This is a genomic window from Blautia sp. CGZ-1-C1, assembly GCF_056504575.1.
This window is the reverse complement of the sequence record NZ_JBWLUT010000148.1, coordinates 1-14,522: the sequence shown is the minus strand read 5'-3', so window position 1 is coordinate 14,522 and position 14,522 is coordinate 1. Positions and strand designations below refer to the sequence as shown.

Below are 14,522 nucleotides of genomic sequence, written 5' to 3'. Positions count from 1 at the left end.
GGTCAGCTGAAGTTTCATCCCCTTCACTGCTTTCCTGATTTCATCAAAACATCTTCACAGGAAAATATCTGTCTCTTTTTTCATCCCACTGGTAAACTCCGGCAAAGCTGCCCTCGCTGTTGCACATACGGATCCATCCATCTTTTTCCTCTGCATTGACCAATGCTTGGACAAGAGGATTTCCATTAGCCAGAAGTCTGTCTCCCTCTTCCCGACAGCAAACACGAGGATACTCTGCAAGGATTTCTTCAATCCCAAGAATCCTCTGCTCTATCTCACCGTTTCGCACCGCTTCTTCCGTCTGTGCCAGTGTGATCGCATCATCCAGTGTAAATCTGCCTACCTTTGTACGCAGAAGTGTTTCCATGGCAGCGCCGCAGCCTAACTTCTCTCCGATATCGTGGCATAAAGTACGGATATACGTTCCTTTACTGCATGTTACGCGAAAACGCACCAGTGGAAAATCAATATCAAGAATTTCTATCTCATAGAAATGCACCGGCCTTGGCTTACGCTCTACCGTCTTACCTTCTCTGGCGAGCTCGTAAAGCTTCTTTCCATTGACCTTCAGTGCCGAATACATCGGCGGCACCTGCATATAATCACCTGCAAAAGATTCTGTTACTGCGCGAAGTTCCTCTTCTGCAACCTGAAACTCAGGCACTTCTGAAAGAACTGTTCCACTCATATCCTGCGTATCTGTAACAACACCCAGACGCATCACTGCCTCATATGTTTTTTCTTTATCGGTGATCATATCCACCAGTCGGGTAGCTTTTCCCAGAGCCACCGGGAGCACTCCCTCTGCATCCGGATCAAGTGTTCCGGTATGTCCGATTTTCTTCATATGAAGAATTCCGCGAAGCTTTGCCACCACATCATGAGAAGTATAGCCTTTTTCCTTACGGATTACAATTACTCCATCCATCAGATTTCAAGCTCCTGAAACTGTTTACAGATCTGCTCTGATATATTGTTGATCACATCGTACATAGAACCCTGCAGATCACATCCTGCAGCCCTCTTATGACCGCCGCCACCAAAATATACCGCGATCTTACTTACATCTACTTTTCCATTGGAGCGCAGGGATACCTTAAAGGACTGAGTTTCCAGTTCATAAATGAACATGGCTACTTCTACCCCCTGTGTAAGGCGCAACTGGCTGACAATACCATCCAGATCTTTGCCGTCCACACCATAAAATTCCAAATCCTTTTTCTTAAGATATCCAATGATGCATTTTCCATCCAGAAGCATAATACTCTCTGCAAGTACACGTCCCATTACCTGATTCTGAACATAGGTCTTCTGGTAAAAGGATTCATCAATGATCTTACTGAAATCAAAACCTGTCTTCATCAATTCACCCGCGATACGCATGGTTTCCGGTGAAGTTGAGGAATACTGGAACACACCTGTATCGTGAACCATTCCTGTATAAACAGGTTTTGCGATCGTGCAGTTAACTTTCTCAGGATCAAGCAGTCCATAAAGAACCTCACATGCAGAACTTACATCGCCTCTGATGTGGTTGACCTGTGCAAATCCAAGATTGCTGATATGATGATCGATACATGCTGTTTTCTTTGCTGAGTCAAAATATGGTCCTGCAAGAGCAAGTCTGTCTCTCGCACTTACATCGCAGGTGACAAAAAGATCGTACTCTTTATCTCCGTCCAATTCTGTTTTGATCTCATCCATACAGTCAATATGTCCGAAAACAGGTTTTGGATTGTCCAGATAAACATCCACCTGAATCTCCGGATAATAGGTTTTTACATATAAATATAATGCCATACAGGAACCAACGCAGTCACCATCCGGACGGATATGTCCGCCGATTCCCATTGTTTTCACACCTTCCAGTATCTCCGCGATATTCTTCATGTATTCACCCTCTTAATTCTCTTCCTGCTCTTTGACCTGTCTGTGGGAGTTGTCCTTTTTGGTAACATCATCGATAAGCTTTGACATATTTACACCGTATTCAATAGATTCATCCAGAATGAAACGAATCTCCGGTGTATTTCTAAGGTTAAGATTCTTTGCCAGCTGGCGTCTGATATAACCTTCTGCACTGTTAAGACCTTTGATCGTTGCCTCTTTTGCTTCTTTCTCTCCTAACACACTGATGTATGCTTTACAGGTTTTCAGGTCAGGAGCCACTTCTACAGCCATGACGGATGTCATCGGGTGAATACGCGGATCCTTAATCTCGTTACGGATAATGGTGCTGAGCTCTTTCTGAACCTCTCCATTGATTCGTGTATTCTTAATACTGTTTTTTCTCATTTTTAAGTTCCACTCCTCTATTTGAGCAGATATTCGGTAATTTGATATACCGAATATCTGTTTTACAATTGATTCAATTAAAACAGGTGCGCGTCACGCTGTACGTAACACCATGAAACCGCGCACCCATATCAGTTACTGTCGCTATCCTATCTTGGTACTTCTACCATGATATAAGCTTCTACTTTATCTTCTTCTTTTACGTCATTAAATCCGTCAAATACAAGACCACATTCGTATCCTGCTTTAACTTCCTTAACGTCGTCCTTGAATCTCTTCAGAGATGCAAGTTCACCCTCGAAAATCTGCTCGCCTTCTCTGGAAATACGAACCTTGCAGTTTCTCTGGAAAATACCATCCAGAACATAGCTTCCTGCGATCGTACCGACACCGGATGCCTTAAACAGCTGACGTACTTCTGCATGACCGATAACCTTCTCCTCAAATACAGGGTCAAGCATACCTTTCATAGCAGCTTCCACATCTTCGATTGCCTGATAGATGACTCTGTACAGACGAAGATCTACGCCTTCCTGTTCAGCAAGCTGTTTCGCTGTTGCATCTGGACGAACGTTAAATCCGATGATGATAGCGTTTGATGTAGCAGCAAGACTTACGTCAGATTCATTGACAGCACCAACACCACCATGGATTACTTTTACAACAACTTCCTCGTTGGAAAGTTTTGTCAGACTCTGTTTTACTGCTTCTACAGATCCCTGTACGTCTGCTTTGACGATGATCGGAAGTTCTTTCAGATCGCTTGCCTGAATCTGGTCAAAGAGATTATCCAGAGATAATTTGCCCTTAGTCTCCTCAAGAAGACGGTTCTTATTCTCAGATACGAATGCACCTGCAAAGTTCTTCGCTTCCTTATCACTGTCAAAGGAAAGAAGGATCTCACCTGCATTCGGTACATCACCAAGTCCGAGGATCTACCGGAGTGGAAGGACCTGCTTCTTTGATTCTGCGTCCCTTATCGTCCATCATGGCACGAACTTTACCATTGCATGCACCTGCGGCGATAAAGTCTCCTACATGAAGTGTACCTTTCTGAACAAGGATTGTAGCAACCGGACCTTTACCTTTGTCAAGCTGAGCCTCGATCACAAGACCTCTTGCAGAACGGTTCGGATTCGCTTTCAGTTCGCAGACTTCAGCGGTAAGAAGAATCATCTCAAGAAGAGTATCGATTCCTTCTCCGGTGTGTGCAGATACAGGAACGAAGATTGTGCTTCCGCCCCAGTCTTCCGGAATCAGTTCATATTCGGAAAGTTCCTGTTTTACACGCTCGATATTTGCACTTGGTTTATCGATCTTGTTGATGGCAACAATGATCTCAACGCCAGCTGCTTTTGCATGGCTGATAGCCTCTACTGTCTGCGGCATGACACCATCATCAGCAGCTACAACTAGAACTGCGATATCTGTGGAGTTCGCACCACGCATACGCATAGCTGTGAAAGCTTCATGTCCAGGTGTATCCAGGAATGTAATCTTCTGACCGTTAACTTCTACTACGGAAGCACCGATATGCTGTGTGATACCACCGGCTTCTCCACGTGTTACATTTGTCTTACGGATTGCATCCAGAAGGGATGTTTTACCATGGTCAACGTGACCCATAACACAGACTACAGGTGGTCTCGGAACCATATCTTTCTCGTCTTCTTCATCCTCTTTAAGGAGTTCTCCGATAACGTCTACTTTTTCTTCCGGTTCTGCGATGATATCATATTCAAGAGCGATTTCCTGAGCTTTTTCAAAATCAATCTCGTGATTTACTGTAACCATCATACCCTGCATAAAGAGTTTCTTAACGATTGCTGACGGCTGCATCTTCATTGCTTCTGCCAGTTCACGGATTGTCATCTTCTCCGGAAGTGTGATCTCCTTAACCTCAGGCTTCTTCTCTTCCTGTTTCGGCTGTGGAATTGGTTTCTGCAGAGCTTTCGGGATTCTGGAATTTTTGTTAAATCCGCCCTGATTTGGTCTGCGTCCGCCGCTACTCTGTGTCTTATCGAAATCTTTCTTCTTATTCTTGTTCTCTCTGTCACGCTCTCTCTTGCTGTCTTTGGAAGTCTTAGTCAGTTCCGGTGCAAATACCATATCATCATTCTTTCTGGTATTCTGGCGCTGTCCCTGACGTCCCTGACCGCCGCTGAAGCGTCCATCGCGTCCTTCACTTCTGTTTCCATCCGGGCGACCCTGGCCATTACCCTGTGGTCTTCCACCCTGACGGTTTCCATCTCCCTGTGGTCTTCCCTGACCGAAACGTCCGCCCTGACGGTTTCCATCTCCCTGGAATCTTCCGCCCTGGCGTCCCTGACCATCACCCTGGGTTCTTCCCTGACCGAAACGTCCACCCTGACGGTTTCCATCTCCCTGTGGTCTTCCCTGGCGCTGACCATCACCCTGGGTTCTTCCCTGACCAAAACGTCCGCCCTGACGATTTCCATCGCCCTGAGCTCTGCCTTCGCCCTGGGTTCTTCCCTGGCGCTGTCCGTCTCCCTGCGGTCTTCTGTTACCGGCATTGGAACGGTCATTATTTCTTCTTGGTCTGTCACCATCTGTTCTTGAATTGTCAGAAGCCTTTGTTCCTTCTGCATTTCTTGGTGCACCTGTTCTCTCGCCTTCAGCTTTTACAGGTTTCTTTCTTGTTTTGCCTCCGTCGCTTGCATTCTGTGCATGAAAAACGCGGATAATATTTTTTTTCTTTTTAGGTGTCTCAGTTTTATCTCCTTCAGATTTTGCTGTTACAACCTTTTCTTCTGTTTTGGGAGTATCCAATTTCGCAATATGCTCCTTTCCCCTATTGTTATTTTTTTTAAATCTATCTCTTACAATTGAAATCGCAGGCTCATCCACCATACTCATATGGCTTTTGACATCGAATGCCTTTTGATTTCAGGAACTCGATTACTTCTTTGTTCTGTCGTCCAAGCTCTCTGGCCAGCTCATGTACTCTTAATTTAGACAATCGCTATACCTCCTTTATGATTGCTTTCGCAAAGTTCTCATCCTGGACAGCCAGACAGGCGCGGTACTCCTTTCCCATTGCTCTGCCTAAGCTCTCTTTATCTGAGAGGAAGTAAATCGGAACTTCATAAAAGCTGCACATGTTCCGGAATTTCTTCTTTGTATTTTCAGAGGCATCCTCAGCCACGATTACAAGCAGTCCTTTTCCTGTTTTGACAGATTTCTCTGTGGAAAATTCTCCGCTTACAGTCTTGCCTGCTTTGGTTGCCAGCCCTATCAGCGACAGTACTTTGTTATTTTTCAATATCTTCCAGCTCCTTCTTAAGTCGTTCGTATACCTCATCGGGAACTGCAGTTTTCAGAGATCTCTCAAGACCATGATTCTTGATTGCTTTGTCCAGACATTCTCTGGAAAAGCACAGATACGCGCCTCTACCGTTCTTCTTTCCGGTAGCGTCAAGCACAATCTCGTCTTCCGTAGTCTTAAGGACTCTGAGCATCTCTTTCTTGCTTTTCATTTCCCTGCAGCCGGTACACTGGCGCATGGGAATCTTATTCTTCGTCTTCATTCTCTCCTGCTTCCTGAGCCTGTGACTCTTCTTCTACAGGAACTTCCTCTGAAACTTCTTCTGCTTCGGTTTCTTCTGTCAGGGAATCTTCTGCTGAAGTTTCCTCTGCTGATGCCTCATCTGCATCTTCTGCAGTCTCGTCATCATCATAATCATAGAAATCACCGGCTTCTTTTGCCTGAGTCTCACTCTTGATGTCAATCTTAAATCCTGTAAGTCTTGCAGCAAGACGTGCATTCTGACCTTCTTTACCGATTGCAAGGGACAGCTGATAATCAGGAACAACTACCAGAGCTGTCTTCTCATCAGGATCTGCCATAACTGCGATAACCTTTGCAGGGCTCAATGCATTCTCGATCAGGATCGCAGGATTCTCATCCCAGTTGATGATATCAATCTTCTCACCGCGAAGTTCCTCAACTACTGCATTGACACGTGCACCGTTCATACCTACGCATGCACCAACTGCATCTACATCCGGATCGTTGCTCCATACAGCGATCTTTGTACGGGAACCGGCCTCACGTGCGATGCTCTTGATCTCAACAGTTCCGTCTTTTACTTCTGCTACTTCTGATTCGAAGAGACGTTTCACAAGTCCCGGATGAGTTCTGGATACCAGAATACGAGGTCCCTTCGGGGTATCCTTGACTTCAAGAATATACACCTTGATTCTCTCGTCGGCTGGAAGGTTTCCCCTTTCACCTGTTCATTCTCACTTAATACTGCATCTGCCTTACCAAGATTGATACTTACATTCTTGCCCATCACACGCTGTACAATACCGGTTACTACTTCTTTCTCTTTTCCATAGTATTCATCATACAGCACTTTACGTTCTTCCTCGCGGATTTTCTGCAGGATAACGTTCTTTGCATTCTGTGTCGCAATACGTCCGAATTCCTTAGACTGGATCGGAACCTGTATCATGCCTCCAATCTCAGCTCTTGATGTGATCTTCAAAGCATCTGCCAGAGAAATCTCCATTGCAGGATCCTCTACGTATTCTACGATACTTCTGTCTGCATACACTGAAAAATCGCAGGTTTCCGGATCAATAGTTACATGTACATTGTCAGCTTTTCCAAAATGGTTCTTGCAGGCCTGGATCAGAGACTGCTCAATTGCCTCAAGCAGAGTATCTTTGCTGATACTCTTTTCCTTTTCAAGGATATCCAGTGCCTCCTTTAACTCTCTGCTCATTTTTTTCTTATCCTCCCGAATTAACTAAAACTCTATTGCGAGGCGTATCAGGGCTGTGTCTTTCTTATCAAAAACACGCTCGGTTCCATCCTCATCGATTGTCACACTGTTACTATCATATGCGGTCAAAATCCCGCAGAACTCTTTTTGCTTTTCGATTGGCCGGTAGGTACGGATTTCCACCAGTTTTCCCATGTTTCTCTCAAAGTCTTTGTCTTTCTTCAGCGGTCTGTCCAGTCCCGGTGAACTGATCTCCATAATATAACTGTCTTCGATAAAATCATTCTCATCCAGTTTATCACTGAACGCTCTGCTGACTGTCTCGCAGTCATTTACCGTAATTCCGCCTGGTTTGTCAATGTATCCTCTCAGATACCAGTTACCTGCTTCCTTCACATATTCTACATCAACCAGCTCAAAGCCGTTAAGTTCTACGATCGGTGCCAGAAGTTCCTCTGCGCGCTTTTCATACTCTTCCCGTCTGCTCATTTTCCCACCTGCCTTTCTATGCAACAAATAAGAGTGGGCTCACGCCCACTCCTATGTCTGCAAGTTCTAATTTAGGTGTATTGTAACACCAATGTCAGAGAATTGCAAGGCTTTTCCCGTAAAAACCTTGTAATTTACCGCATTTGCCAATTTTTCAGGCTGTAAATAACAGTTTTCAGGCACATTTAAGTATGTCCAAAAACATTTTCCACATGATTCACCGAAATATACTATACACGCGGTTTCACTCCCTTACTGTCCCGCTTGGAAAGTTTCACTTTGTTGAGTACATAAGGTTTATCGTGATAGGTAATGGTGTATTCCTGACGGCTCTCTAAAAGATATGCATGATCAAGCTTATCTCCTTCCGCAAGTTTCATTCCTCGCACACCAATCGATGTTTTCTTCATAGAAGAAACATCCTGTTTCTGGAATCTCAGGAAATATCCACCCTCACTCTGAAGGACTACCTGTTCCATTTCATCCGCCGCTCCTACAAAGATCAGCGTATCATCTTCTGCCAGTTTAGTAGACACGATTGTTCTCTTTGACGCTTCAAACTCAGCACCGTTGACCAGCTTACACATAGAAGACGCAGTAACAAACAACAGCGTATTTTCTTTTACAGCCGCCAGCGGTGCTACATAAATCATTCGCTCCTGCGCGCTGTCATAATTACTCAGATTATCTGCCGGTGTGCCTTTATCTCTGAAACGTACCAGCGGAATATCAGCCACTTTAATACTGTGCATCTTTCCACTGTCTGTAAAGATACAGATTTTATCCGTATTCATACAATTAAATACGTACTTATTCTCAGCATTGGCGGCCTCTTTATTTCTCTCATAAGCAGATTTATCAATAATTCGCATATATCCAAAACGGTCCATCAGGAATGTAACTTCCATCTCTTCCATCTTCTTCTCTTCGTATATGACTTCCTCCGCATTCTCTATTACTGTACGGCGTTTTGTTCCATATTCTTTCTTGATCTTATCCAGATCTTTCATGATCACATCCGCCATAGAATCATAATTATTCAGAATGTCCTCATATAATGCGATATTCTTCATTGTTTCTGCATAATCTGCCTGAAGTGCTTCAATTTCCAGACCGATCAGTTTATACAGACGCATATCCAGGATTGCTGCCGCCTGCTTTTCTGAGAACAGAAGCTTCTGCGCAGCTTTCTCGCTTGCTTTACTCTTAAACTTGATTCCCTCTGTCACGCCGTCAACCAGGCATTTCTTTACCTGCTCACGATTCTTGCTTCCCCGCAGAATTTCAATAATCAGGTCGATCACATCGCAAGCCTTAATCAGACCTTCCTGGATTTCTTTTTTCTCCTGCTCTTTGTTAAGAAGTGTGGTGTACTTTCTGGTCGTGACATCAAACACGAAATCAACATGATACTCAATCACCTGTTTCAGACTCAGTGTCTCCGGTCTGCCGTCTGCTACCGCAAGCATATTTACGCCAAAAGTGTCTTCCAGCTTGGTCTTCTTGTAAAGCATATTTGCAAGATTCTCTACATCTGCATCACGCTTTAAATCAAGAACGATTCGTATTCCTTCTTTAGAAGACTGATTAGAAATATCTACAATATCGGTTGTCTTCTTATTCTCTACAAGAGTAGCAATATCATTCAAGAATTTTCCGATATTTGCGCCAATCATAGTATATGGAATTTCAGTGATCACCAGCTGCTGTCTGCCACCTTTAAGCTTCACTGTTTCTACTTTACCTCTGACGCGGAGCTTTCCAGTTCCTGTCTCATAGATTTTAAGCAGGTCATCCTTATTTACTACCAGACCGCCAGTCGGGAAATCAGGTCCTTTGAGATAACGCATCAGACCTTTTACGCTGATGTCATTATTCTTCATATATGCTTTTACAGCATCTGCCACTTCCCCCAGATTATGAGGAGGGATACTAGTTGCCATACCGACTGCGATTCCATCCGCACCATTTACAAGCAGGTTAGGGATTCTCACCGGAAGTACCACCGGTTCCTTCTCCGTCTCATCAAAGTTCGGCATGAAATCAACCACATTCTTATCCAGATCTTCAAGAAATACATCCTGTGTCAGTTTCTCAAGTCTGGCTTCTGTATATCGCATAGCCGCTGCACCGTCGCCCTCGATAGAACCAAAATTTCCATGTCCGTCGACCAGCGTCTTACCTTTCTTAAAATCCTGTGCCATTACTACAAGTGCCTCATAGATGGAGCTGTCACCATGCGGGTGATATTTACCCATGGTATCACCTACGATACGGGCACATTTTCTGTATGGCCGATCATAACGGATTCCCAGTTCATACATATCATACAGTGTTCTTCTCTGTACCGGTTTCAATCCGTCACGCACATCCGGCAGGGCTCTGGAGATAATAACACTCATGGCGTAATCGATATAGGATTTCTGCATGACCTCCGCATAGTCGGTGGGGATTACATTCTCCTGTTTTGTTTCCATTTATTTCATTCCTCCGTTCAGATACACACCGGCATATCTGTTTATTTATTTACCAAAATCCAGTACATTATTTCAAAAAGGCAATGTACCAGTAACTATTCGATTTGCAATCAATTTCCAGATATCAGATATCCAGTTCCGCATCCTGTGCATGCTCATAGATAAATTTCTTTCTCGGCGGGACATCGCTTCCCATCAGAATCTCAGTCACACTGGATGCCAGTCTCGCGTCCTCGATCTCCACACGTTTCATCATTCTTGTCTCCGGATTCAGAGTTGTCTCCCAGAGCTGCTCTGCATCCATTTCTCCAAGACCTTTATATCTCTGTAAGGTAAAGCTTCCCGGTTTATGAGCACGTCTGTACTTCTCCAGTGCCTTATCATCATACAAATATTCTTCCTGCCCCTTCTTCGGCATAACCTTATACAGTGGTGGCATGGCAATATATACATGTCCCTCAGTGATCAAATCCGGCATAAATCGATAGAACAATGTAAGGAGCAGTGTGGAAATATGCGCACCATCCACATCGGCATCGGCCATGATAACGATCTTATCATAGCGAAGCTTCGTAATATCAAAATCATTTCCATATCCTTCGGAGAATCCACATCCAAACGCATTAATCATCGTCTTGATTTCCGCGTTGGCAAGTACTTTATCAATTGTTGCCTTCTCAACGTTCAGGATCTTACCTCTGATCGGCAGAATTGCCTGATAGTTACGGTTACGCGCAGTTTTGGCAGAGCCACCCGCAGAATCTCCCTCTACGATAAAAATCTCACACTGGGAGGGATCTTTCTTCTCGCAGTTTGCCAGCTTCCCATTCGAGTCAAAAGAATATTTCTGTTTCGTCAGAAGATTGGTCTTTGCTCTCTCTTCTGTTTTACGGATCTTAGCCGCTTTTTCCGCACAGGAAAGAATTGTCTTAAGAGTCTCCAGATTTCGGTCAAAGTAGAGTACCATCTGTTCTCCGACTACCTTACCTGTAGCACGGGATGCATCCTGATTATCCAGCTTCGTCTTTGTCTGTCCCTCAAATCGAGGTTCCGGATGTTTGATAGATACAACCGCTGTCATACCATTACGGATATCAGCACCGGTAAAATTCAGATCTTTATCCTTAAGAATACCGATTTCTCTGGCGTAAGTATTCATTACTGTCGTAAATGTGGTCTTAAATCCGGTCAGATGTGTACCGCCTTCTGCATTATAAATATTGTTGCAGAAGCCCAACACGTTCTCGCGGAATTCGTTGGTAAACTGAAATGCTACTTCTACCTGGATACCATCAGCCTCGCCTTTCAGATAAACCGGATCATGCAGAACCTCTGCACTATGATTCAGATCTTTGATAAATCCAATGATTCCATCCGGCTCATGATAGGTGATATCTTCTACTTCCGCGCCTCTTTTATCTTCAAAATGAATCGTCAGCTCCGGGTTAAGATATGCAGTCTCATGAAGTCTGCTCTTTACCTCAGTTGCTGAAAACCTGGTCTTTTCAAAAATTTCCGGATCCGGAAGGAAATTAATGCTGGTTCCCGTCTGTCTGGTCTTGCCCAGTTTCGGCAGAAGTCCTTCTTCCAGCTCAAGTGTCGGGATTCCTCTTTCATAATGATCATGATGTACATATCCGTCACGGCTGATCTTGATATCAAGATATGTAGACAGCGCATTGACAACTGAAGAACCAACTCCATGAAGTCCTCCGCTTGTTTTGTAAGCAGAGTTATCAAATTTACCGCCTGCATGAAGAGTTGTAAATACAAGTCTCTCTGCCGACACTCCCTTCTCATGCATATCCACCGGAATTCCTCGTCCATTATCCGTAACTGTACAGGAGCCGTCCTTTTCCAGCACTACATGGATCAGGCTGCAATATCCTGCCAGATGTTCATCTACCGCATTATCTACGATTTCATAGATCAGATGGTTAAGTCCCTTTCGTGAAACACTTCCGATGTACATTCCGGGACGCTTACGAACCGCCTCCAGGCCCTCAAGGACAGAGATACTCCCTGCATCATAGGTGTTTTGCTTTGCCATGTCTGTTACATTTCCTTTCTATCTATAATCTATTTACATGATATCAGGGTCAAAAGGTCAGAAAGTCGTTCGTGCTTGCACGATAAGACTTTTGAACTTGGGACCCGCCAAACATGAGGAAGTAGCGATTTACGTAGTAAATCTGCGGATTCCGAATGTTTGAGGATTGCGGGAGCTACCTTGCAGCGGAGCAATCCGTAGATATCAAAATATATTTTTCATGCCATATTGCAAACGTTTGTTCTGTATTATAAATGAATTATTTTCATTTTTCAAGTATGCTACTCAAATATATTTTGTCAAAATCTGTGAGTATCCGGATAAAATCCGAAAAAAAATGACCAGAACCGAAATTCTGATCATTTTTCTTAAGTTCTCACTATTTAGTAGCAGCCAGTACGGGAATCGAACCCGTGTTTTCGCCGTGAGAGGGCGACGTCTTAACCCCTTGACCAACTGGCCATTTGTTTCGTGTCAACTGTCTGTTCCCTGTCGACTCGTTTAATATACACCATCTTTTTCTAAAATGCAAGTACTTTTTTAAAAAAATTTCAATTTTTTTATTTTTCTCGAATTTTTCCTGCAAAAAAGCCCATAAAGCCAGGCTTTTTCGCAGGAATATTTTTTAATCCTCTATATCTTCCGCAGGCTCTGCCGGAATAAACACTCTGGATTTCTTTGCTTCATGTTTATGAAGTGCCGCTTTCTCTGTCGCCTCCATACAGAATTCCATCTGGGAATTGATCTGCACCTTGCCTCGCTTATCCTGTTTCGTATAAGTACCGTCCGTCTGTAACAGATGTGCCTTTACATTGTCCCTGAATTCAAGGTCAAGCACATGCTCCAGCTCTTTCTTAATTTTCTCATCTTCCACCGGAAACACAATCTCTACACGTCGGTCGAGGTTACGCGGCATCCAGTTCCGCACTTCCCATATAAATTTCAGGATTTCCGCCATTCTCAAAATAGAAAATGCGGCTGTGTTCCAGAAATTCTCCGACAATAGAGCGGACCTGAATATTTTCACTGACTCCCGGTATTCCAACTTTAAGACAGCAAATGCCTCTGACAAGAAGCTCCACCTGTACTCCACAAGAAGATGCATAATAAAGTTCAGCCATGATCTTCGGATCGCAAAGAGAGTTCATTTTAGCCCGGATATGCGCCGGCAATCCCTTCTTCGCATTCTCTGCTTCTCTCTCGATCAGACTCAGGAATCGGTCTTTCATCCAGATTGGAGCTACAATCAGCTTATTCCAGCATTTCGGCTCGGAATATCCGGAAAGCATGTTAAATACAGCAGTTGCATCCTCCCCAAAGCGCTCATCGCAGGTAAAAATACCGCAATCTGTATAAAGTTTGGCAGTAGAATCATTATAGTTTCCTGTTGCCAGATGTACATAACGTCTGATCCCTGTCTCTTCTCTGCGTACTACCAATGTAATCTTGCTGTGTGTCTTAAGACCTACCAGACCATAGATTACATGACAGCCCGCCTTTTCCAGCTTCTTCGCCCATACGATATTGTTCTCTTCATCAAAACGTGCCTTTAATTCCACAAGTACAGAAACCTGTTTTCCATTCTCTGCCGCCTGCGCAAGTGCGGCAATGATCGGAGAATTTCCACTGACACGATACAAAGTCTGCTTAATAGCCAGAACATCAGGATCTTTTGCCGCCTGTCGTACGAAATTTACAACAGGATCAAAGCTCATATAAGGATGGTGCAGGAACACATCTCCCTCACGTATCACCTGAAAAATGTCTTTGTCATTCTGAAATTCCGGTACAGGCGCTGGCTGATATCTCGGTGTTTTGTAAGCATCAAAACCTTCCGCTCCATATACTTTCATAAGCATGGTAAGATCCAGCGGTCCATTGATTTCAAAAATATCTGCTTCTTTAATATCAAATTCCATTTTCAGAATCTTAAGCAGGCGTTCATCCATCTTATCTTCCACTTCAAGCCGAATAACTTCTCCCCACTGGCGTTTCTTTAGCTGGCGCTGGATTTCCACAAGAAGATCCTCTGCCTCATCCTCATCAATGGTAAGGTCCGCATTACGCATAATACGGTACGGATGCGCGCATACTACATCATAGCTCAAAAACAGCTTATCAATATTTCTCTCAATAATTTCTTCCAGAAGAATTACCGTAGTATCTCCATCCTTTTTCGATGGGATCTGAACCACTCTCGGAAGCACTGACGGCACCTGGACTGTCGCAAAAAGGAGTTCTTCCTCTTCAGCTTTGTCCTTCCTGCTAAGTTTATCCTCTTTATCTTTCTTTGAAATCAGCGCACCAATATTCAAAGTCTTATTTCTGATCAGTGGGAATGGTCTGGAAGAGTCCATTGCCATAGGCGTCAGCACCGGATATACATCATCTTCAAAGTAACGATCCACAAAAGCTTTCTGTTCTTCTGTAAGATCTTCATGCGCAGCAACCAGATGCATT

9 protein-coding genes, 1 tRNA gene and 3 pseudogenes are annotated in these 14,522 nt (G+C 44.0%); all 13 read right to left on the bottom strand.

Annotated elements, in window-relative coordinates:
- Window positions 1-43: 43 nt before the first annotated feature.
- Window positions 44-931 carry a tRNA pseudouridine(55) synthase TruB gene (gene truB, locus AC058W_RS13855; protein ID WP_479390219.1) on the bottom strand — a complete coding sequence of 296 codons (888 nt, stop codon included), beginning with the start codon at window positions 929-931 and terminating at the stop codon, window positions 44-46.
- Window positions 928-1,890: a DHH family phosphoesterase gene (locus AC058W_RS13850; RefSeq protein WP_479390210.1), complete on the bottom strand. Its 963-nt coding sequence runs from the start codon at window positions 1,888-1,890 to the stop codon at window positions 928-930. The genes truB and AC058W_RS13850 overlap by 4 nt, the downstream gene beginning before the upstream one ends.
- 12 nt (window positions 1,891-1,902) lie before the next feature.
- Window positions 1,903-2,295 carry a 30S ribosome-binding factor RbfA gene (gene rbfA / locus AC058W_RS13845; RefSeq protein ID WP_117676289.1) on the bottom strand — a complete coding sequence of 131 codons (393 nt, stop codon included), beginning with the start codon at window positions 2,293-2,295 and terminating at the stop codon, window positions 1,903-1,905.
- Between the two features lie 149 nt (window positions 2,296-2,444).
- Window positions 2,445-5,172: pseudogene (infB, locus tag AC058W_RS13840) on the bottom strand (translation initiation factor IF-2).
- On the bottom strand, window positions 5,156-5,275 hold the full coding sequence (locus AC058W_RS13835) for a translation initiation factor IF-2 N-terminal domain-containing protein (protein WP_479390209.1): 120 nt from the start codon (window positions 5,273-5,275) through the stop codon (window positions 5,156-5,158). Before AC058W_RS13835 ends, infB begins: the two are co-directional and overlap by 17 nt.
- A gap of 3 nt (window positions 5,276-5,278) precedes the next feature.
- Complete coding sequence (locus AC058W_RS13830; protein ID WP_117676291.1) at window positions 5,279-5,578, bottom strand: L7Ae/L30e/S12e/Gadd45 family ribosomal protein; 300 nt, start codon at window positions 5,576-5,578, stop codon at window positions 5,279-5,281.
- Entirely contained in the window at window positions 5,568-5,843 is a 276-nt protein-coding gene (rnpM, locus tag AC058W_RS13825) for an RNase P modulator RnpM (RefSeq protein ID WP_117676292.1), read from the bottom strand. The genes AC058W_RS13830 and rnpM overlap by 11 nt, the downstream gene beginning before the upstream one ends.
- Window positions 5,827-7,046, bottom strand: a pseudogene (gene nusA / locus AC058W_RS13820) (transcription termination factor NusA). Before nusA ends, rnpM begins: the two are co-directional and overlap by 17 nt.
- A gap of 24 nt (window positions 7,047-7,070) precedes the next feature.
- Window positions 7,071-7,535 (bottom strand): ribosome maturation factor RimP, encoded by a 465-nt coding sequence (locus tag AC058W_RS13815; protein ID WP_008707593.1) that lies wholly within the window; start codon window positions 7,533-7,535, stop codon window positions 7,071-7,073.
- 230 nt (window positions 7,536-7,765) lie between these two features.
- On the bottom strand, window positions 7,766-10,012 hold the full coding sequence (locus tag AC058W_RS13810; protein ID WP_340283209.1) for a DNA gyrase/topoisomerase IV subunit A: 2,247 nt from the start codon (window positions 10,010-10,012) through the stop codon (window positions 7,766-7,768).
- Between the two features lie 124 nt (window positions 10,013-10,136).
- Window positions 10,137-12,062 (bottom strand): DNA gyrase/topoisomerase IV subunit B, encoded by a 1,926-nt coding sequence (locus tag AC058W_RS13805; RefSeq protein WP_118410954.1) that lies wholly within the window; start codon window positions 12,060-12,062, stop codon window positions 10,137-10,139.
- Between the two features lie 390 nt (window positions 12,063-12,452).
- Window positions 12,453-12,524 (bottom strand) — tRNA-Glu (locus AC058W_RS13800).
- 163 nt (window positions 12,525-12,687) lie between these two features.
- Window positions 12,688-14,522, bottom strand: a pseudogene (gene ppk1 / locus AC058W_RS13795) (polyphosphate kinase 1); the annotation flags it as partial.